We start from the raw sequence: 19,847 nt of genomic DNA, 5'->3' as shown, positions 1-19,847 counted from the left end.
CATGCGTCGTTTTTTCCTTGTGTTGGCACTCATCATGCCAATGTCTGCGCAGGCTGTTGAGCCCGACGAAATCCTCTCCGATCCAATCCTCGAGGCTCGGGCACGGGAGGTTTCCAGGCAGCTTCGCTGCGTAGTTTGCCAAAATCAGGATATTGACAGCTCGAACGCCGGCGTTGCGCGCGACCTACGACTTTTGGTCCGGGAACGGTTGGTTGCGGGTGACACGAACGAAGATGCAATTGCTTTCATCCAAGCGAGATACGGCGATTACGTTCTACTGAAGCCTCCGTTTAAACCCGAGACCTACGCTCTCTGGTTTACCCCCCCACTCCTTGGGCTCTTGGCTCTGGGGATCGGTGGCGGCATCCTGATGGGCTCTCGAAAAAGAAAAAAAATCGCAGACCTGAGCGATGACGAGGAGGCCGAGGTCGCACGCATTTTCACTTCATCCAGCGAAGGGGACCACCGATGATATGGATTGCAATGGCAGTCCTCGCCTTGACTGCCTCAGGTATTGTTGCGGCTTCGGCGTGGAAGCCTGCCTTGGTGCAAGGTCCGGCCGAAGACAGGACTCTCGCAGTTTTGAAGGACCAGTTGTCTGAAGTCGATCGGGATGCTGAACGCGGCCTGCTTTCTGTCGCAGAGGCGCATGCGGAGCGACAGGAAATCAAGCGGCGGGTTCTCTCCGTGGGGAGAGTAAAAAACACCGGGGAATCCAACGGCGGCGGCAGGGTCATACTCATGGCTGCTGCGGTCTTTGTGCCGCTGTTCGCGGCGGGGTATTACAGTTTTGCTGGAGCGCCAAACCTATCCAGCATCGCTTTCGAGGATCGCCAGGCAGAGGTCGCGCAAAATCGTGAAATCGAAGCGTTGGCGCAGAAGCTATTGCAGCGGTTGCAGGCGGATTCAGAAGGCGGAGCCTTGGAGGGCTGGATGCTCCTTGGACAGACCTTCATGAAATTGGGCCGCGCTTCGGATGCCGCATCGGCCTACGAGCGTGCAACACAATCCATGAATGCCGATTCTGCTGTGTTTTCGATCTATGCGGAAGCTCTCATCGTTTCCGAACAGGGGATCGTGACACCCCAAGCGAAGCGGGCCATTGCAAGAGCACTTGAGCTCGATCCGACCAATCCTGCTGGAACTTTTTACGATGCTGTCGGGCTTGCGCAAGCGGGTGCGAATGAGCAGGCCTACAATCGTCTTCTCACGCGATTGGACGAAGTGGATGGGTTCGCACCCTGGATGGAAACATTTGTCGCGGAAGCAAACCGGATAGGTGCGGCACTGGGCCGAGCGCCTATCAGTTTGTCGGATTATGCTCCAGTAATGTCAGGCAATTCGCCCGGCCCCACTGCTGCAGATGTCGAAGCGGCCAGCCAGATGGATGATGTCGATCGAGATGCATTTATCCGATCCATGGTGGAACGTTTGGCAACACGCCTTGAGGCTGAACCAGACGATATCGATGGATGGATGCGTCTTGGCAGGGCCTACAGGGTGCTCGGCGAAACTGACCTCGCCTTGAACGCGTACAGTCGAGCCAAAGAGCTATTGGTGCCCGTTTCCTCCGAAGACCCGCGCCAAAGTGTCATTTTGCAGTCCTTGGAAGAACTCCAGTCGGGCCAATAGCCCGCGGAAGCTTCACTCGCGATGAACAAACCATGAGAGAGCACGAACGGCGTATGTGCACGATCCGACCTCACCCGAATGACTAGAAAGAATGTCCATGCCTTTGTCCGCACTTCCGTTCCCAAATATCGGGCCGGATATATTTTCGGTTGAGATCGGCACGTTTACGTTGACTCTCCGCTGGTATGCGTTGGCCTATATCATCGGCCTTCTCGTCGGCTGGAGAATTTGTGTTGCCACGGTCAAACGCGCCGCTCTGTGGCCTGCATCGGGCGCCCCGCTAACACCGCGCCAAATTGAGGATCTTTTGACCTGGATTATCATCGGGGTGATCGTTGGCGGGCGGTTAGGGTTCGTGATGTTCTATCAGCGCGGGTTCTATCTTGCCAATCCGTTAGAAATTCTGAAGGTCTGGCAAGGGGGAATGTCATTTCATGGTGGGTTTGCTGGCGTAACCATTGCCGCGCTTGTTTATGGCATCCGTCAGCGTATGCCGCTCCTGAGCATGGCTGACCTTCTCGCTCTGGCAACGCCTCCGGGCTTGTTCTTGGGCCGGATCGCAAATTTCATAAACAATGAACTATGGGGCCGCCCATCGGACATGCCCTGGGCCGTCATATTTCCCGGTGACGCAGCGCAATCATGCCCGGGAATAACCGACATTTGCGCACGGCATCCTTCGCAACTGTACGAAGCCCTTTTGGAAGGCCTGTTGCTTGGCTTCGCTCTCCTATTCCTTGCGTGGCGGCGCGGATGGCTTAGGACACCAGGGGCAATTTGCGGGCTCTTCCTGGCCGGATATGGTTTTGCGAGAAGTTTTGTAGAGTTGTTTCGCCAGCCCGACGCTCAATTCGCAGACGTGAACAATCCGATTGGGTATGTTGTGCAGTTTGGTGACTGGGGGCTTACGATGGGGCAATTCCTTTCCTTGCCGATGTTAGCCGCGGGATTTGGATTACTTTGGCTGGCGCAGAAGCGGTCCGCCATAGGATCGGCATCTTAGGGCGCAAATGAAACTTTCGACGCATTGCCTTATTCTACTGCGATATCCCCTGACGCTTCAGTCGTGATCCTCCTCACCCATTTGGTGCATCATTTCTTCAATCTTTTCGGGGATGTCGCCGGCAGAGAATGCCTTCTGTTCTTCGGAATCGTGAACGAACGCGATGATATCGGCAAGCTCCTGACCTGTGAATTCAATTTGCCCGCCGAGCTCATCCTCTTGGGCAGCGACCATCGCCGGCGCGCCGCGCCACATTCGGGCGGCAAATTCAAACGGGTTCATTGGCAGGTCCATATACGCTGCATCAAGGGCGGGGGCATCCTCGCCTCCGACCCCGTTGATAGAATGACAAACGACACAGCCTTTCGAGGCGAACAGCGCACGCCCCTTGGCTGCATCCATGTTTGGCAGGAACAGTCCGGAGCTCATCATCTGACTCATCGCCCCATTATCTGTCATATGCCCGCTGTCTTGGGCGCCGACTGGCAGCGCCCACACCACAGCAATGGCTAAGATCATCTGTCTGGAAATGTAGGTCATTTTGGTCTCCTTGGTTTGCAGGTGATTGTCTGAACGCTGTTGCCCCTTCTCCGGCGATGGATTGTACCCAATACTGTTTATTGAACGGTCTGATGGACCTCGCGATCGTTCTTGTTTCCCCTCAAATCTGCGCGCGCCGTAGCCGAAGGGAGTTTAGGACGACCGAGATTGAGGAAGCGCTCATGGCAAAGGCCGCAAACATCGGACTGATCAAGATCCCGAGGAATGGGAACAAGATCCCCGCAGCGACGGGCACGCCCGCAGTGTTGTAGATCAGAGCAAAGAACAGGTTCTGGCGTATGTTCCGCATGGTCGCGCGGGCGAGTTTGCGCGCACGCACGATACCGTCGAGGTTCCCTTTGACGAGCGTGAACCCTGCGCTCTCAATGGCCACATCGGCGCCGGTGCCCATGGCAATCCCGACATCGGCCTGAGCCAGGGCAGGTGCATCGTTGACACCGTCGCCGGCCATGGCAACCTTGTGCCCCTTGGCCTGAAGTTCCTTGATGATCTTCGCTTTGTCTTCCGGCATCACATCGGCGCGGATCTCGTCGATGCCTAGACTGGACGCGACGGCCCTAGCGGTACGCTCATTGTCTCCCGTCGCCATGATAATACGGAACCCAAGTGCGTGCAGTTCCTTCAGGGCGGCCGGTGTGGTCGCCTTTACCGGGTCTGCGACGCTGACAAGACCGGCAACGTCATTCTCGACGACGACAAACATAACCGTTTCGCCATTATCCCGACGGGCATCCGCCTTGTCCCGAAGCTCTGCTGCATCAAGTCCGAGGTCAGTCAGGAGTTTCACGTTGCCGAGCGCCACTACCCGCCCGTCCACCGTGCCTTTGACGCCCTTGCCGGTGACCGCCTCGAAGGCGTCGGCTTTTGCCAGGTCGACGCCACGCTCTTCAGCACCGCGTACGATGGCTTCCGCGAGAGGATGCTCGGAGCCGCGTTCCAGCGATGCGGCAAGCCGAAGCACTTCTACCTCATCGTGACCCGGTTCAGGGTAGACGCCGACAAGTTTCGGCTTGCCTTCCGTCAGCGTGCCGGTCTTGTCGACGATCAGGGTATCGACCTTCTCGAACCGTTCCAGTGCCTCTGCATTCCTGATCAGGACACCCGCCTGCGCGCCGCGCCCCGTCGCCGTCATGATAGACATCGGTGTCGCAAGGCCGAGGGCACAGGGACAAGCGATGATGAGAACGGCAACGGCCGCAATAAGAGCATAGGAAAGGGCCGGGACCGGGCCCCAAATGGCCCAGCCAATGAAGGCCAGCACGGCGATGCCAATAACTGCAGGCACGAAATATCCGGAGACCTTGTCGGCGTATTTCTGGATCGGCGCGCGAGACCGCTGCGCATTGGCCACCATCTCGACGATTTGGCTCAGCATCGTGTCGGCGCCGACGCGCGTCGCCTCCATGATCAGGCTGCCGGTTCCGTTGATCGTGGCACCCGTTACAGGGTCTCCTCCGACCTTTTCTACAGGTACCGGCTCGCCCGTGATCATGCTTTCGTCAACTGAGGACCTGCCTTCGACGACCATACCATCGACCGGCACCTTGTCACCGGGTCGCACACGTAGTCGGTCGCCGACCTGGACCTGTTCCAATGGAACCTCTTCCTCGCTTCCGTCGTCGCGGATAATACGTGCCGTCTTGGCGGCCATATCCAGAAGAGCACGGATCGCCTTGCCAGTGCCTTCGCGAGCGCGCAGCTCCATCACCTGTCCCACAAGGACCAGCGTGACGATCACAGCCGCCGCCTCGAAATAGACGCCGACATGCCCTTCGGCATCCCGGAACCCATCGGGGAATATGCCCGGTGCCAGGACGGCGATGATGCTGAACAGCCATGCGGCGCTTACACCCATGGCAATGAGACTGAACATATTGAGGTTCCTTGTCCGGAACGAGTTCCAGCCACGAACAAGGAAAGGCCAGCCGGACCAAAAGACAACGGGTGTCCCGAGCGCGAGTTCGACCCAGAGGGTGACGCGTTCTCCGAATATCTCGCGCACCCCGCTCAGGCCAAGATAGGGGCCCATGGTCAGCACAAGGAGCGGTACGGTCAAAATGGCCCCCACCCAGAAACGACGGCTGAAATCCACAAGCTCCGGGTTCGGGCCTTCCGCTTCCATGGCGGCCGATTCCAGTTCCAGCCCCATACCGCAGATCGGACAAGACCCGGGATGCGTCTGGCGCACCTGAGGGTGCATCGGACAGGTATAAACCGGGCCAGTGTAGTCGTTGGGAACCGAGTCCAAGTGGTTTGGCTCCACCGCGTCGCCCGTGTGCTGATGATGGGCGTGGTGTTGCGAGGGCTCGCCCTCCGGCACCAGATGCATCTGGCATTTCGGGCAATCTCCCGGTTCGGCGCGGCGTACCTCGGGGTGCATCGGGCAAGTGAAGACCGTGCCCGCGTAGCCAGAAGGAACTTGATCGTCAGATCCGTTGGCATGTTCGTGATGGTTGTTCATTCGGGGATCCTTTCCCGTATTTCTAGCTCATTGCCTCAAACCTAATTCTTCCAGTAACTGGAAGGTCAAGTGGCGCATTGAGCAACTTTCATTTCTGTCGCTAACAGCTCGCCGACGCAGACTGCGTTCGTTGAGTGTGGAATCGTATCGGTACTGACGATCCGCGCGGCACCGGCATGGCGGATTGCTTCCTCTGCGCCGTGTGCGAAAACCGCGTGGATAATTACGCAAGTCGCAGGTCGGGCACCGGCCTGCTCGAGTTGTTCGAGCGTTCGGATCAGCGTGTGTCCGGACGAGGCGATATCATCGAGGATCACGGGTGTCCCCTGTCGGAAAACGGCGCTGCCCGGCAGGCTGATCTCGACCTGCCGATCCCCGGAGCGATGTTTTGTCAGCACTTCGTAGGGGCGTCCGGCGAGCCTGGCGACTTCAGCCACCCATTGCTGGCTTTCGCTGTCAGGCCCAAGGAGCACGGCCTCTGGAACGTTCGCCGCAATCCAGTCGGCCAGCAGAGGGGCTGTGGCGACACGATATGCGGGAATGCGGAACAGCGCTGAAAGGCTCGGGTTGCGATGCAGATGGGGGTCAGCGGTCATCACCCAGTCGAAACATTCATCAAGAAATCCCGCGAAGATCGGGGCGCTCACAGCTTCGCGTGGATGAAACCGCTTGTCCTGGCGCATGTAGCCAAGATAGGGCGCGACCAGCCCCACACGCGCGGCCCCAAGTTCGCGCGCCGTCAGAGCTGCGAAACGCAGAGGCAACGCCAGCCGATCAGGATCGCGCAACGTGGCGAGGAAGGCGATTTCGCGTCCTGCAGGATCGCCGCCGAGCTTCACGAGGGTTTCACCATCGGGAAAATGGTGCAAGTCCACCGGCTGGATTTCGGCACCGGATGTCGCCGCCATTCTGCGCGCCAATGGCTCCATGCCGGGAAAGGGGGCGATAATGGTCATCAGTTTGCCTCCTCAATTGTGCAAAGTCCCAATTGCGCCTCGGCATAGGAGCGGGCGTATTCCAGTTCTCCCAGCGTTTCGGCGTGGATCTCGAACAGCGGCTTGCCAAATTCGATATGGTCACCGATCTGGACCAGAAGGCGCAGCCCTGCGAGCTGCTGCCGCGGTGCGCCGGCGAGTTTCGCTGTGCGCGCGATGCGACGATTGTCAATCGCAATGAGGCGCCCCGCCGTGCGGGAGGTGATCACCGCATGATAACGCGCCTCACCGGGCTCAGTGAAACCGCCTTGTGCATCGCAAATCGCCATGAACTTCGCCTCGGCAGCGCCGCTGTCGAGCAGCTGTGCGGCCACCTTTCGCCCTCCCGCGCTGCCCGTCTCGGGGACAAGGTCCAGCAGCGCTCCAGCGATGTCGAGTGCACGGTCGCGCAGGTCGACAGGGAAGTTCTCGTTGCGGCGTAGCACGGCAAGGACATCTTGGGCTTCAAGTGCGGGTCCAATTCCGCGGCCGACAGGTGCAGTCCCGTCGCTTTGATGGATCGAGAGCGTCAGGCCGATGGCCTTGCCAACGGCGCGGAGCCGCTCTGCCAGCGCAGCGGCGGTTTCCGCCGAGCGGACCTTGGCCGTTGGTCCGACGGGCACATCGATCAGCACGCGCTTCGCACCGACCGCAGCCTTCTTCGACAAGACGCTCGCCACCAGCTGTCCGTCGCTGTCGAAATCGAGTGGCCGTTCAATCCGGATCAGAACATCGTCCGCAGGGCTGAGAGCGAGGTTGCCCCCCCAAACGATGCACCCGCCCTCAGCCTCGACGACGCGTCTCAACGCGGGGATGTCGAGCGAGACGGGAGCCATGACCTCCATCGTGTCGGCCGTGCCTGCGGGGGAAGTGATCGCGCGAGAAGAGGTCTTGGGGATCATCAGCCCCGCCGCCGCGATGATCGAAACGATGATCGGCGTGGTGCGGTTTCCTGGAAGCCCCCCGACGCAATGCTTGTCGTAGATCTCGGCGCCGCCCCAATCCAGCGTTTCGCCCGCCGCCTGCATGGATCGGGTCAGTGCGATGGTTTCCGCAATCGAAAGCCGGTCGCCCGCGCAGGCGGTGATGAAGGCTGCCAGATCGAGATCGGAGAGACGATGATCGAGGACGTCACGAATGATTGCGTCGAACCTTTGCTGCTCAAGGGTTTCTCCATAGACCTTGGCGCGGATCGCTGAGACGGAGTCCGGTGGCTCCGGGTGCGTAAAACTTGCCCGGTCCCCCGGTTGGGGCTTCAGGGCGGCCCAGGCTTCTTCCGACAAGGCGGCAGTGTCGTCGGGCAGCCAGTCGCCATTGGTCAACACGTTCAGCGTGGCAATCACCGACCTGTCGCCGAGCGTGACCTCGATCCGGGTCAGGGCTGCGAAGCCTTCGGCGCGGCAGACGTGGCAGTCTTCGCGCATGAAGACAACGGGTTGCCGGTAAGTGTCGATCCCCGCGCGGGACAGGGCGAGCGTATTGTCGATTTCTGTCATTTTGGATTGTCCAGCCGGATCGTTTCGAGGTGTTCGGGGGCGCGGGCAGGCCAGCCGAGTTCATGTTCGATCCGCCAGCGCAGCCGGTCCGAGGCAGAAGGTTCGCCGTGAGTCACATAGGTCATGCGCGGCGCGCGATCCGACGCGCGCATCCAGGCCAGCAACTCTTCGGCATCGGCATGTCCGGAAAAGGCTTCGAGCTGGATCACCTCTGCCCTGATCGGGAAATCTCGACCGAACATGCGCAGACTGTCCGCGCCAGCGGCCAGTGCCGCCCCGCGGGTACCGCCAGCCTGAAAGCCCGACAGCAGGATTGCGTTGCGCGGGTCGCCGCCGAAGCTGGCGAGGTGATGCAGGATCCGCCCGCCGGTCAACATGCCGCTCGCCGAAATGATGATCATCGGGCCATGCTGCGTGTTCAGCTTCTTCGACTCCTCGACCGAAGTGACCCGCTTGGCGATCTGGAACATCGCAAGGCAATCCTCCCAGGCAACGTGATGTTCTTCGTGATGGCCGTGGTAGATTTCGGTCGCGTCGATCGCCATTGGCGAGTTGAGATAAACCGGCACATATGGGATCTCGCCGCGGTTTTGCAGGCGTGCAATGTGATACATAAGCCCCTGCGCGCGCCCAACCGCGAATGAGGGGATGAGAACCGTACCGCCCCGCCCGAAAACACGTTTCAGGATTGGCAGAAGCTCTTCCTCCGCGTCGATGGCTGCGTGATGGCGATTGCCATAGGTGGATTCACAAACCAACACGTCCGCACCTGAGAACGGTTGTGGTGGTCGCATCAGTGCGTCGTTCTGTCGGCCGAGGTCGCCACTGAAGTGGATTGTCCTTCCCGGCAGTCTGATACGGATCTGCGCCGCACCGAGCAAATGGCCCGCCGGGATGAACTCTGCGGATATTCCGTCACCAACATCGATTGTGCTGTTGAAGGGAACTCTGTGCAAATGCTCAAGCGCCGCCTGAGCATCTTTCAACGTGTAGAGCGGCTTGGGGTTCTTGTGCTTGGAGTATCGGTGCCTTTTGGCAAAACGTGCCTCCTCTTCCTGGATATGGCCGCTGTCCGGCAGGATCAGGCCGCAGAGTTCCTCCGTCGCTTCGGTACACATCACCTTCCCTCGATACCCGCCGCGGATCAGCGCAGGCAGATAGCCTGAGTGATCGAGATGCGCGTGCGTCAGAAGTACGGTGTCAATGGTGGAGGGGCGTACCGGAAACGCCTTGCGGTTGCGGTCCCGCAGCGATTTGAAGCCTTGAAACAAGCCACAATCAACTAGAATGCGGCGATCCCCGGTTTCAATCAGATAGCGCGATCCGGTTACTGTTCCGGCGGCTCCCAGAAAACGAAGTGTTGGGCGAGTGTCCTGTGCCATGATCCTGTGCCTTTCATTCCCATCGGCAGCCCTTCAGGGAAGCGCCACCATCTGATGTCCTTCTCCTTCGACAGAAACTGTTTCACGCGTTTGCAGTGAGCTGGTATCGATGAGCCAAACCACGGGCTCTGCACGGCTTGAGACATAAAGGATGTCGGAGCCTGGAATTACCGTCAGGTGGTAGGGTTCTGGTGCAAGCGTGGCTGTGCGCACTTCCCCGGTAGCGAGTGCAACTGAGGCGAGTTTGTCCTCTCCCCTACCCGCGACGAACAAAGTTGCCCCATCATTTGACAGCCCCAGTCCATGAATCTCGCCGCCAATTTCGAAGGTCCGCAGCTTTTCACCGGTACTCAAAGACAGTTCCAGAACCTGACCTGCGTCCGCGTCTGCCACAAAGAGTCGATCAGTTTCGGGCGAAACCGCCGTATGTTCCGGGGTGTCACCTGCAATGAAGTTGCGACGAACGATACCCCGCGACAGGTCTACTTCGCTGATCGTTCCGTTACCGGTGTTGGAGACGTAGACGAGATTGGGATCAGTTCCGAACGCTGCATAGTTCGGCATCGATCCAGTCGGGACAAATGCCGTCATGCCGAAAGTCGCCAGGTCAATCACCGATATTCCGTCACCTGCCGGATGGGTCGCAACGGCAAAGCGTCCATCAGGGGAAACTGCCGTATGATGTACGGCACCCGGCACCTCTATCCGACGCAGGATATCGCCACTTTTTGCGTCCAGAATCGAGAGAAGACTGATCCCGGCATCGGGTGGCCCCATTGGCGCGGCCTTTGGTGCGTGGTGCGCGGCGTGATCGTCTGCAGACACGGTGGAGGGCTTTTCTAGCGCCGCGACATCCTCGCGCGGGATCTCCGAATAGCTGCCGGCGACCAGATACGGCACGCCGGGTGCGCCTGCGAGACCGTGGACCGCCTCGACATCATTGATCCGACGCAGGACTTTTCCAGTCTCCGCCTGAACCATCAGGACTGAATTGGCGCTGCCCTCTGGAATGAAGACCGTAGGCGGAGCGGCCAAAGCTGGTGCTGACACGAACAAAGTGGCGAGCGTATAGGCGATGCGGGGCGACATGTTCATTTTTGGAACCTTTATCTGGTCGAGATCATGCGGTGGCCGTGGCGAGGGCAGAAAACCGGCGGATCCACGGTTAATAGGAGCGAATGAAGTGAGGAGCGCGGTCAGGCAGAATCCGGACATCCAGACTACGAGCCTGTCGAAAAACCTAAGCGTCACGATTGGCGTAAAAGCCGAAAGGGAGGCGCTTCGCTACCTCGCTGACTGGAATGCTCAGAAGAGAATGGGGACGTGTATGAATTCGTCATCGGCGAAAGACGCCGATTGCCGCCACGACATTACCATTCGCGTGCTACGGTTCGAAACTACTGCGCTGACAAGCCCGTTAGGGATCAGAGCAGCGGCGCAACCGGGATGAATTCCGCAATCCGCGTCCAGAATAACGTGGACGGAGGAATTTGCGTCGGTGACCTGAACAATCTGCGTCTCTAACCCGGCAGGCTCGCCCTCATGCGCATGCAAACCATCGGCAATGAGACCGAAAAACAAGGCTCCGATCAATATCAGGACGAAGCTGACGCGAATACGCGACACTCTTCTGACATCGATATGTGGCCTTGATCGCATGATTTGAGTCCTTCCTAGGTGATTATAACACGCTATCCAGATGGTGTGGTTGATCTAAATCAGGGCGTTAAATGCTGCCTGACTCGGCGTCCTTGATGCGCAGCTTAGGCGAAATTACTCAGTCGGCACTTTGCTCCAAAGTGTTTCCAAATCTGGAAACCTTCACATCGTCCTCGATGAGCGTTGCTTGAGCGGCCCCCGGACGCGCCGCGTGCAGAGCAGCAAGAACATCCTGAGTCGACAATATTTCAGACAGGATAATTCCTTCGGGAGCAGACGGCCCATAAACCGCGTTGAATGGAATGCCGTAACGGTTGTTGGTCTCCAAAAAACGGGTGATCGCGTCATCTGGGCGGGTCCAGTCGGCCAGCATCGGCGTGACACCAGAGCTGTTCAATGCCGAAAGAACCGGGTCGCGTTCAAGAACGAGCGCCTTGTTGGCTTTGCAGGTCAAACACCAATCGGCGGTTACATCGACAAAAACGACCTCTCCGCGTGAAACCCGACGGGCAATATCGCCGCGGTCAAATGTGACCCAGGCAATTTTTCCTGCTTGGGCATCGGGTGCGGCGGGTGTTGCCAAGAATGGCGCGGCCGCGACCGCGAGTGCCGCCAGCGCCAGCCCAAAGGGCCAGCGAAGAGATCTTGGCACCCAGGGCGATGCCGCTATGAAGAGCATAACCGCACCGAGAGATGCAACTGTTAGGGCCGCGCGCGATCCAGCAACGCCGAGCAGGACATAGAACAGCCATGCCGCGGTACCCATCAGGAGGATGCCAAGGCCGGCTTTCAAGGCGATCATCCAGCGGCCGGGCTTGGGCACGAACCGAACAACGTTCGGCACGATGGCCACCAACAGATATGGGCTGGCCAGACCTAACCCGAGAAAGGTGAAAACGACAGCGATGTCTATCACCCGCCCCGCAAGTGCGAATGCGATAGCTGTTCCAAGAAACGGCGCGGAGCAGGGAGTAGCCATGACCGCCCCGAAAAATCCGGTGGCAAAATCCGCTCCATAACCGGCCGTACCTCCTGCTTTCATCAACCGCGTTGTCAGGGCGGCTGGCAAAGAGAATTCGAACAGTCCAAACAGGTTTGCGGTGAACAGACCAAGGATCAGGAGCATCAGAACCAGGAACGTTGGGCTCTGGAACTGGAGCCCCCAACCGACGGCAACGCCAATCTTTTGCAATGCGAAGAGAACAGCCGCGAGTGCCCACATAAAGACCATGACTCCGGCGGCGGCGGCCAAGAAGCCTGCCCTGACTTGGGCATTGCCGCGTCCTTCGGATTTCAGGGCAGAAGATAACTTGATCGACAGAACAGGAAGCACGCAAGGCATGGCGTTCAGGATCAAGCCCCCAAGAAAAGCGATGATGGCGATCCAGATCACTTGATCAATGCCGGGGACCACCCGATCAATACTGAAAGGGGGAGTTGGGGCGGTTGTTGCCCGATCTGGCGTGACGGTGAGGGCGTGATCCGGCCCGTCCGTCACGGTTACCCGTGGCGGCGCGTCTGTATCTGCCATGTAGGCAAGAATTGGGAATTCAGCCCAAAGCGTTCGCCCGCTTGCCCCAAGGCGAATGTCGGGCTTCCCCAACGTGTTGCCATCACCAATTTCAGGAAAGACGTCCGGGGTTTTGAAGGCAGTCGTGGCAGCTATTTCTATCGTTAGGCGGGTGAAATCATCGTTTATATGGGATGTGGCGGCGGTCACGCCTGCCGCTCCTCCTTCCGCCGGAACGCGTGCGAGAAATGCCCCGATACGATTAGCCGAGACTTGATCGATTGAGTTCCCCTGAGGCAACGAAAGTGCCAAGTCAAAATCCTGGGGGACACAAACTGCTGAGCAGGTCAAGAGCTTGACGTTTGCTCTGAGTTCGACAGGTTCCCCAGGATCCTTCAGGGTGATCTGAAGTGGAAAGACAACCTCATCATGATAGCCGAAGTTTTCGATGCCAAAGGCAGTGAACCGCTCGGGCGCAGGCCATAGGAAATCAACGCCCGCGACATTCGTCGACCCGCTCCAGTCGATCTGTGGCGGAATGCCAACCTCGCCAGGCGAACGCCAATAGGTTTTCCATCCGTCAGCAAGGTTCAGATCCAGACCGGCGGAGAGCGTTTGAGCTTCGGCGGAAACGGCATCCTCGGCGGAGATCAGCCGCGCTTCCACCGCAGTGACCTTGTGGGCGACTGATACCTCGGCCGTTGCAGCAAAGGGGATCAAGAGCCAGAACATTGCGGCAGCGAGGGTACCGCAGAAAGCAAGACGGATTGGCGAGCGCCAGATGGTCATCGCACTATCTCCAGGCTTTGAACTTGAGTGGCAACAAAGCCTGATCGGCCGTTTACACAATCCAACTGGCCCACACCGTTGGAGATAGGCCCTGCCAGACGACATCCATTGGGCAGCTCCAGCTCTGGTGACTTTGTCGACAAAGTTGGCGGCGGGTTTGTCGGGCACAGGACTGGTCCGCCGGAACAAGCGCTCACGAAAATCGCTCCCAAGAAGACAGTCGCCAGCCGCGCTCTTGTTCTCATTTCGACTTACCGCCGGACGGCGCTGTCGGTCATATCTTCAATCGGCACTGGCTGGGGGGCGGTCTGCTTGTGCTCTTTGCTTCCATGGCATGAACGCCCCATCATCTTGTGCATCACAAAATGGGCGCCAACGCAGAGCACCAGAGGCGCAAAGACGGTAGCGTTTGCCCAAAGGCCTGCGACGGTGCCTCCGCCAATCAGGAAAGCTGCGATGGGTAGAAGCATGACAGCACAGCAAGCCATCATGCCCCAGTGCATCAACTTTCCGTGGCGATTGCCACCTGACTCGCTATCCTCTTGCATGGAATCCACCTCTGATTTTGGTCAACGCATCCTGTTTAGCTTGATCTCCCGCTGGAAGGTCAAGGATACACTTCGATACAAATCTTGCGGCCTGTTGCGGTTGAGATTCAGCCCCATCTGAGCAATGCCTGTCTCGTCCAATTGAGTAACCAAGGACGAACAAATGGCAGAGAGACCGAGTTTGAACAGGCGGAGCCTGATTGCAATTTCAGGCGCATTCTTGATGACCCCCCACACTCTTCGGGCGGAAGAGGCTGGTGTGGTAAGACGCAATATCTCGTCGTTCGTTCTCCACAATTGGCGTGATCACTTTGACCGTCTCGGGAAGGGCATCATCATTTCGGATACTGTCACAAAGGTGCTCCAACACTGGACAGAGGATGAAGAGATGCGGATTTACCCGACCTCTGTTCCCTTGACTGATGAATTGACGAAGCGCGGGTATACAGAAGTTGTCGAGAAACGGGAAAATCCAAGTTGGGCGCCGACCCCTTCAATGCGGGAACGCAATCCGGAATGGCCAGCCTATGTGCCTGGAGGAGATCCCTCCAATCCTCTGGGAACGCGTGCGCTCTATCTGTCGTGGCAATACTACCGGATCCACGGAACCCAAGACACGCGGAAAATCGGGCGTCGATCATCAAACGGCTGCATCGGCCTTTACAACGAACATATAGAAGAGGTCTTCGATCGCACGCCGGTCGGGACGCAGGTTAAGTTGATCTGAACGGATCACATGCAGGAGAGTAAAACACTATGAATTTCTGGGGATGGTTCGTTAGCGGGTTCTTCGTGCTCGGCCTTGGAGCGGTCGGTTGGCAAGCGTTGCAGCCGGCCCCGGCGCAGACCGCTCAAGGACACTCAATGGTTCCGCCGGACACGAGCGGCATTCCTCAGGGCGCGCCCATTGCCAATGTAATAATTCCCGCTGAGTTTTCGCCGCAAGCCCAAATGGGGCAACGCGCGTTCGAGGCAAAATGCGCCAGCTGTCATGGTGAAAATGCCGCAGGCCAGAATGGGGTCGCTCCTCCGCTTGTTCACAAAATCTACGAGCCGAACCACCATTCCGATGCCGCGTTCCTGAATGCGGCGCAAAACGGCGTCCAATCTCATCATTGGAATTTTGGCAATATGCCTCCCGTTGAAGGCCTCACCCAAGGTGATGTGAAGATGATTGCTGGATACGTGCGCGAACTGCAGCGCGCGAACGGGATCAACTGACTTTGGTCGTCAGGCTGAACATCTTCCGTAGCGCGATCCAGATTCTCCTGCTGGTCTCGATTGCGTTATTTGTCGTTCTCCCGGCGGGATCTCTCGATGCAATTGGCCATGAAACGGTCGCTGCCAAAGTTTCCGAACGAAGTGCGCAAAAACATCAGACCTCTCATGAGGAAGATGCAGATAATCTTCTCCCCGGGCATTGCGATCCGGGGCCGGACTGCTCGAAAAATATGGTAATTGTCATTTTATCAGCTCCGAGAGCTTCGACCAACTTGTCGCAATTGCCTCGCGAACATCCAGATCAGAGCTTTTCTAACCGGAATGTCCTAAGGGACACCCCGCCTCCCAAACACCTATCCTGACCTAGGGGCAACCACGCCTCATCAAATTAAATCTATCAAGCATGGAAATACAGGATACGGAACGATGAAAAGCAAACTGATGATCGGCCTCTTGGCAGGAACGACAATGGCCGCAGCTGCATTTGCACATGGTGGCGCGGAAGGCGTCGTCAAGGAACGCATGGACGGCATGATGGCCATGGGGCAATCGGTCAAAGAACTGGCTCCGATGATGCGTGGTGAAATCACCTATGATGCTGAAGCTGTTCGTGCGGGAGCACGCGTCTTTGTCGAACATAGCGAAGGCATGACCGAATTGTTTCCCGAAGGGTCTGCTGGGAAACCGTCGGAAGCAAAGCCCGAGATCTGGTCGGATTGGGAAGAATTCAGTGCGCTCGCAGAGCAGCTCAAGGTGGTTAGCGAAGGTCTTGCCAAAGCCGCCGACAACGGGCTTATGGCGTCAGCGGCGGGAATGGATGCAGGCTCTATGATGGGCACGCAATCCCCCGGTGGCATGATGGGAGCTTCGTCCATGATGGGAACTTCGTCAGGAAGCCCGATGATGGACTATGCCTCGATGCCCGCAGATGGGGCATTCAACATGGTGACCCAGACATGTTCGGCATGTCACGCGAAATTCCGCTACGAGGCGAAGTAAAGATGGGCCGGATGAAAAAACTGGTCTTTGCTGCAGGGGCGCTTGGCGCCCTTGTGGTCGGCGGCCTTGTGATCTGGCCGATTGGCAAGGTGCCCGCGTCGATCACGCAAACGGGTGATGTCCAGCGCGGCGCCTATTTGGCTCGCGTATCCGGGTGCATTTCATGCCACACCAATTCAGAGGCTGGCGGCGCCGCACTCGCAGGCGGCGCGGGGCTGGCGACAGATTTTGGCACGTTTTTTCCGCCCAATCTGACGACAGACAAAGAGAGCGGCATCGGGGGGTGGACGGTTGAGCAGTTCGCCAAGGCGGTTCGCCAGGGCATTAGTCCTAGCGGAGAGCCGTATTATCCCGCTTTTTCCTATCCGTTCTATGCGGATTTCACGGATCAGGACATTGCCGACCTTTGGGCAGCTTTCCAGACCGTGCCACCGGTCGCCGAGGCAGCGCTTGAGCATGATGTCAAGTTTCCTTTCGATCAGAGATGGGGCCTGAAGCTATGGCGGGCGGCCTATCTCTACGATCCACCCACGGAACCCATTGACGAGAAAAACGCACAATGGAACCGCGGTCGCGAGCTGGTTCGAGGTGCAGCACATTGCGGTGCTTGCCACACGCCACGCAATATCGGAGGCGGGCGCCTGCTTGACGCGGTTTTTGCTGGAAATGAGGCATTGCCAGGGGGGAGCAAGGCGCCTTCGATCACGCCGAACTCACTGGCGGAACGCGGCTGGACCGTTTCCAACCTCGCCTATGCGTTGCGTACTGGCGTGACGCCGTCAGGCGACGCTTTCGGCGGCAGCATGGTGGAGGTCGTGCAGGGCAATACGCGCTTTTTGTCCCCCGATGATCTGGAAGCGATGGCCGTGTACTTGCTTGATGGTGACGAACCTCGAGCCGACCGGGTCGCTCAGGGCGAGGGCGCCGCTGCTAATAAAGACATGTGACTGCAATAGAGACAATGTGTGAGCCAAAACTGGCTCGCACAACAAACGAGAACGAAATGACACACACCAGAAGAGCATTCATTCAATCGGGGTTGGCAATGAGTGCGTTGAGCGTCTTCCCTAAGGCTGGATCAGCAGCCACCCCTGAATTTCAGGTGATGACAGCGCAAAGTGGCGCCGTACAACTCGCCCCTCCGGACTACCCCAAGACGGAGATTTGGGGCTATGACGGAAAGTTTCCTGGCCCCGTGATCCGTGTTCGGCAGGGCGCGCGTCTTCAACGTCGGCTCGTCAACAAGTTGCCGCAGGCGACGTCCCTGCACTGGCATGGCGTGCGGATATCAAATGCGATGGACGGCGTGGCCGGGCTCACCCAAGATGCCATCCCCACAGGCGAAACCTTCGACTACGATTTTGCCGTTCCAGATGCAGGAACTTTTTGGTTTCACGCGCATAATCGCTCCGTCGAACAGGTCGCTCGTGGGCTCTACGGAGCGTTGATCGTCGAAGAACCGATAGCCCCGGATGTTGATCGCGATGAAGTCCTTATTCTTGACGATTGGCTCCTCAACCCGGAGACCGCACAACTCGACCCAGATTTTGAAGCCGTTCATGATCGTAGCCATGCAGGCCGACGTGGCAACTTTGTCGCCACCAACGGAAGCTTCAATTCTACGCTCAACGTGAGCCAGGGTGAGCGGATGCGGCTTCGGTTGATCAACGCGGCAAATGCCAGGATCTTTGTTTTGGGCCTGTCAGGTCTAAAGGGGTGGGTGATGGCGTTCGACGGAATGCCACTGGTGACGCCGAGTGAGATCAGCGAACCGATCATCCTTGGGCCGGGCCAACGAGCGGATTTGTTTGTCGACGTCATTGCGGATGAAGGGGAAAGTGCTCATCTGGTGCGGCTTGAAGACGGCCAGGGATTTGCCCAAACCGAGTTTCGCGTGACCGGCACTTTGGCCTCCGCTGTGCGGGATGTCCCCCAAGTTCTGCCACCGAACCCTAATATGGATGTGCCGGGACTGGAGCAGGCGAGACGCATCAGGCTCAACATGGAAGGCGGGGCAATGGGCAACCTTGACGCAGCCATACTTGAGGGTGAGCGAAAAACGTTCCGCCAACTGGTCGACGCGAACCAGTTCTGGGCTTTCAATGGTACCGTGGGCATGACCGAGAAGCCACTGGCTAGCCTGTCACGCGGTGAAACAGCGCGAGTGGAGATCTACAACGATACATCCTTCCCCCACGCCATGCATTTGCACGGGATGCATTTCCGGGAGGTGCTGGAGGGCGGTGAAGTTGGTCCCCTGCGGGATACCTTGCTGATGTTCGGTGGCGAGACTCGCGAGATCGCCTTCGTTGCCGACAATCCGGGAAAGTGGCTGTTTCACTGTCACATGCTCTCGCACGCGGCATCCGGCATGATGACGTGGCTGGAGGTCGCATGAGATCAGCTTACCTGGCGGTAATTTCATCCATTGGCCTGATTGGGCTAGGTGCAACCTGGTGGTTCAGCGGCAATGCCTCCCAGGGTTCTTCCCCGTTTGACGACGTCAATATCGAACTGGGGCAAGCTCTCTATTCTGAAAACTGTGCGTCCTGCCATGGCGCCAATCTCGAAGGGCAACCAGACTGGCGAAGCCCTGGTTCAGATGGCCGCCTGCCCGCGCCGCCGCATGATCGCAACGGTCATACCTGGCACCATAGTGACCAGATTTTGTTCTCCTACACCAAGCTCGGGGGGGCGGAACTGATGCGACAACAGGGCTCAGATTTCGATAGTGGCATGCCGGGCTTCGCCGGCAAACTCACAGATCAGGAAATTTGGAACATTCTCGGCTTCATTAAGTCGACCTGGCCAGAGCGAGAGCGCAATGCTCAGGCCGCACGCACAGCAGCAGAACAAGAGGGATAATGGACATGATTTTCAGAAATTTGATGCTCGTATCGTCATTTGCCTTACTTCCAATGGCAGTGCAGGCCGCAGACCTGGACGAAGCGCGGGTCAAGGAACTTGTATATGAGGCTATCCGCGAGAATCCGCAAATCATCATGGAAGCAGTCGAAATACTTCAACGTCAGGACGCCGAAGCCCAGGCACAAGCGCAGGCAACCGTCTTGCGCGATCAGCGACAATTGCTCGAGCAAGACCCGAATGCACCGGTTCTCGGCAATCCCGATGGGGATGTGACCGTTATCGAATTTTTCGATTACAACTGCCCATATTGTCGACGCGCTATGCCGGAAGTTCAGGCTCTGTTGGAGGCCGATCCTGATGTGCGTCTGGTCTATCGCGAATGGCCAATTCTCGGGGACGGGTCAGTGTTTGCAACCAAAGCTGCACTCGCATCGCGGCTGCAAGGCAAGTATGAGGCATTCCACTGGGCCCTAATGGGTATGAACGGCCGGGCGGAAGAGGCAAGCGTTCTCAGGATAGCACAAGAAGTTGGTCTCGACATCGAACGCCTTCAAACCGACATGGAGCGCCCCGAAATTGAAGAGCACATCGCGACCTCGATGCGGTTGACGCAGTCGCTCGGCTTCAGTGGCACGCCTTCATTTGTGATCGGCGACAATCTGGTTCCAGGCTTCGTGGAGAGCGATAAGCTCACGGAACTGGTCGACAACGTGCGGGCGTCGGCAAACTAGCACTCTGCGGTGG

The 19,847-nt window shown here is 58.1% G+C and carries 18 protein-coding genes; 10 read left to right on the top strand and 8 right to left on the bottom strand.

All coding sequences use genetic code 11. The features are described 5' to 3' along the window. The first annotated feature begins 1 nt into the window (after position 1). The 3 genes from NH195_RS12625 to lgt all read left to right on the top strand — a co-directional run bounded on the left by NH195_RS12625 (position 2) and on the right by lgt (position 2,635). The gene (locus NH195_RS12625) at positions 2–472 is read left to right on the top strand and encodes a cytochrome c-type biogenesis protein (protein ID WP_009573620.1); all 471 of its coding nucleotides are present in this window, start codon (positions 2–4) and stop codon (positions 470–472) included. Next, a complete protein-coding gene (gene ccmI / locus NH195_RS12620) occupies positions 469–1,632 on the top strand; it encodes a c-type cytochrome biogenesis protein CcmI (RefSeq protein ID WP_066707502.1) in 1,164 nt (387 codons plus the stop codon). Before NH195_RS12625 ends, ccmI begins: the two co-directional genes overlap by 4 nt. Positions 1,633–1,729: 97 nt before the next feature. Then, positions 1,730–2,635 carry a prolipoprotein diacylglyceryl transferase gene (lgt, locus tag NH195_RS12615; protein WP_009573622.1) on the top strand — a complete coding sequence of 302 codons (906 nt, stop codon included), beginning with the start codon at positions 1,730–1,732 and terminating at the stop codon, positions 2,633–2,635. A 57-nt stretch (positions 2,636–2,692) separates the two neighbouring features. Here lgt and NH195_RS12610 read toward each other — a convergent pair whose 3' ends face one another. The 8 genes from NH195_RS12610 to NH195_RS12570 all read right to left on the bottom strand — a co-directional run bounded on the left by NH195_RS12610 (position 2,693) and on the right by NH195_RS12570 (position 14,015). Further along, complete coding sequence (locus tag NH195_RS12610) at positions 2,693–3,175, bottom strand: c-type cytochrome (RefSeq protein WP_009573623.1); 483 nt, start codon at positions 3,173–3,175, stop codon at positions 2,693–2,695. A 121-nt stretch (positions 3,176–3,296) separates the two neighbouring features. After that, positions 3,297–5,657, bottom strand: coding sequence for a copper-transporting P-type ATPase (locus NH195_RS12605; protein ID WP_009573624.1), 2,361 nt, complete (start codon positions 5,655–5,657; stop codon positions 3,297–3,299). A 65-nt stretch (positions 5,658–5,722) separates the two neighbouring features. Continuing rightward, positions 5,723–6,613 (bottom strand): ribose-phosphate diphosphokinase, encoded by an 891-nt coding sequence (locus tag NH195_RS12600; RefSeq protein ID WP_009573625.1) that lies wholly within the window; start codon positions 6,611–6,613, stop codon positions 5,723–5,725. Further along, entirely contained in the window at positions 6,613–8,127 is a 1,515-nt protein-coding gene (locus NH195_RS12595) for a thymidine phosphorylase family protein (RefSeq protein WP_066707498.1), read from the bottom strand. The genes NH195_RS12600 and NH195_RS12595 overlap by 1 nt, the downstream gene beginning before the upstream one ends. Continuing rightward, positions 8,124–9,509, bottom strand: coding sequence for an MBL fold metallo-hydrolase RNA specificity domain-containing protein (locus tag NH195_RS12590; protein ID WP_066707496.1), 1,386 nt, complete (start codon positions 9,507–9,509; stop codon positions 8,124–8,126). Before NH195_RS12590 ends, NH195_RS12595 begins: the two co-directional genes overlap by 4 nt. Positions 9,510–9,542: 33 nt before the next feature. After that, the gene (locus NH195_RS12585) at positions 9,543–10,604 is read right to left on the bottom strand and encodes a YncE family protein (RefSeq protein ID WP_066707494.1); all 1,062 of its coding nucleotides are present in this window, start codon (positions 10,602–10,604) and stop codon (positions 9,543–9,545) included. A gap of 682 nt (positions 10,605–11,286) precedes the next feature. Continuing rightward, a complete protein-coding gene (locus NH195_RS12575) occupies positions 11,287–13,467 on the bottom strand; it encodes a protein-disulfide reductase DsbD family protein (protein ID WP_009573630.1) in 2,181 nt (726 codons plus the stop codon). Positions 13,468–13,718: 251 nt separating this feature from the next. Beyond that, complete coding sequence (locus NH195_RS12570; protein WP_066707491.1) at positions 13,719–14,015, bottom strand: DUF2933 domain-containing protein; 297 nt, start codon at positions 14,013–14,015, stop codon at positions 13,719–13,721. A gap of 163 nt (positions 14,016–14,178) precedes the next feature. On the opposite strand from NH195_RS12570, the gene NH195_RS12565 reads away from it, so the two are divergent. The 7 genes from NH195_RS12565 (at position 14,179) to NH195_RS12535 (ending at position 19,834) form a co-directional block, all read left to right on the top strand. Further along, complete coding sequence (locus NH195_RS12565) at positions 14,179–14,742, top strand: L,D-transpeptidase (RefSeq protein WP_066707488.1); 564 nt, start codon at positions 14,179–14,181, stop codon at positions 14,740–14,742. 29 nt (positions 14,743–14,771) lie between these two features. Continuing rightward, positions 14,772–15,236 carry a c-type cytochrome gene (locus NH195_RS12560; RefSeq protein WP_066707486.1) on the top strand — a complete coding sequence of 155 codons (465 nt, stop codon included), beginning with the start codon at positions 14,772–14,774 and terminating at the stop codon, positions 15,234–15,236. A gap of 426 nt (positions 15,237–15,662) precedes the next feature. After that, positions 15,663–16,235 (top strand): c-type cytochrome, encoded by a 573-nt coding sequence (locus NH195_RS12555; protein WP_066707483.1) that lies wholly within the window; start codon positions 15,663–15,665, stop codon positions 16,233–16,235. 11 nt (positions 16,236–16,246) lie between these two features. Continuing rightward, positions 16,247–17,182 (top strand): c-type cytochrome, encoded by a 936-nt coding sequence (locus NH195_RS12550; RefSeq protein WP_096807334.1) that lies wholly within the window; start codon positions 16,247–16,249, stop codon positions 17,180–17,182. Positions 17,183–17,238: 56 nt separating this feature from the next. After that, positions 17,239–18,633 carry a multicopper oxidase family protein gene (locus NH195_RS12545; protein ID WP_009573640.1) on the top strand — a complete coding sequence of 465 codons (1,395 nt, stop codon included), beginning with the start codon at positions 17,239–17,241 and terminating at the stop codon, positions 18,631–18,633. Then, positions 18,630–19,100 carry a c-type cytochrome gene (locus NH195_RS12540; RefSeq protein WP_009573641.1) on the top strand — a complete coding sequence of 157 codons (471 nt, stop codon included), beginning with the start codon at positions 18,630–18,632 and terminating at the stop codon, positions 19,098–19,100. The genes NH195_RS12545 and NH195_RS12540 overlap by 4 nt, the downstream gene beginning before the upstream one ends. A gap of 5 nt (positions 19,101–19,105) precedes the next feature. Further along, the gene (locus NH195_RS12535; RefSeq protein WP_040402930.1) at positions 19,106–19,834 is read left to right on the top strand and encodes a DsbA family protein; all 729 of its coding nucleotides are present in this window, start codon (positions 19,106–19,108) and stop codon (positions 19,832–19,834) included. Positions 19,835–19,847 lie beyond the last annotated feature (13 nt).

Origin of the sequence: Celeribacter ethanolicus, from assembly GCF_001550095.1 — a bacterium.
Classification (GTDB): Bacteria; Pseudomonadota; Alphaproteobacteria; order Rhodobacterales; family Rhodobacteraceae; genus Celeribacter; species Celeribacter ethanolicus.
This window is presented reverse-complemented; position numbering and strand designations above follow the sequence as displayed.

Bases quoted from the DNA above. Each gene is read 5' to 3' on its own strand.
- NH195_RS12610 (WP_009573623.1), bottom strand. From the start codon at position 3,175: ATGACCTACATTTCCAGACAGATGATCTTAGCCATTGCTGTGGTGTGG.
- NH195_RS12560 (WP_066707486.1), top strand. From the start codon at position 14,772: ATGAATTTCTGGGGATGGTTCGTTAGCGGGTTCTTCGTGCTCGGCCTT.
- NH195_RS12595 (WP_066707498.1), bottom strand. From the start codon at position 8,127: ATGACAGAAATCGACAATACGCTCGCCCTGTCCCGCGCGGGGATCGAC.
- NH195_RS12575 (WP_009573630.1), bottom strand. From the start codon at position 13,467: ATGACCATCTGGCGCTCGCCAATCCGTCTTGCTTTCTGCGGTACCCTC.
- NH195_RS12600 (WP_009573625.1), bottom strand. From the start codon at position 6,613: ATGACCATTATCGCCCCCTTTCCCGGCATGGAGCCATTGGCGCGCAGA.
- NH195_RS12540 (WP_009573641.1), top strand. From the start codon at position 18,630: ATGAGATCAGCTTACCTGGCGGTAATTTCATCCATTGGCCTGATTGGG.
- NH195_RS12550 (WP_096807334.1), top strand. From the start codon at position 16,247: ATGAAAAAACTGGTCTTTGCTGCAGGGGCGCTTGGCGCCCTTGTGGTC.
- lgt (WP_009573622.1), top strand. From the start codon at position 1,730: ATGCCTTTGTCCGCACTTCCGTTCCCAAATATCGGGCCGGATATATTT.
- NH195_RS12555 (WP_066707483.1), top strand. From the start codon at position 15,663: ATGAAAAGCAAACTGATGATCGGCCTCTTGGCAGGAACGACAATGGCC.
- NH195_RS12590 (WP_066707496.1), bottom strand. From the start codon at position 9,509: ATGGCACAGGACACTCGCCCAACACTTCGTTTTCTGGGAGCCGCCGGA.
- NH195_RS12545 (WP_009573640.1), top strand. From the start codon at position 17,239: ATGACACACACCAGAAGAGCATTCATTCAATCGGGGTTGGCAATGAGT.
- NH195_RS12570 (WP_066707491.1), bottom strand. From the start codon at position 14,015: ATGCAAGAGGATAGCGAGTCAGGTGGCAATCGCCACGGAAAGTTGATG.
- NH195_RS12605 (WP_009573624.1), bottom strand. From the start codon at position 5,657: ATGAACAACCATCACGAACATGCCAACGGATCTGACGATCAAGTTCCT.
- NH195_RS12565 (WP_066707488.1), top strand. From the start codon at position 14,179: ATGGCAGAGAGACCGAGTTTGAACAGGCGGAGCCTGATTGCAATTTCA.
- NH195_RS12585 (WP_066707494.1), bottom strand. From the start codon at position 10,604: ATGAACATGTCGCCCCGCATCGCCTATACGCTCGCCACTTTGTTCGTG.
- ccmI (WP_066707502.1), top strand. From the start codon at position 469: ATGATATGGATTGCAATGGCAGTCCTCGCCTTGACTGCCTCAGGTATT.
- NH195_RS12625 (WP_009573620.1), top strand. From the start codon at position 2: ATGCGTCGTTTTTTCCTTGTGTTGGCACTCATCATGCCAATGTCTGCG.
- NH195_RS12535 (WP_040402930.1), top strand. From the start codon at position 19,106: ATGATTTTCAGAAATTTGATGCTCGTATCGTCATTTGCCTTACTTCCA.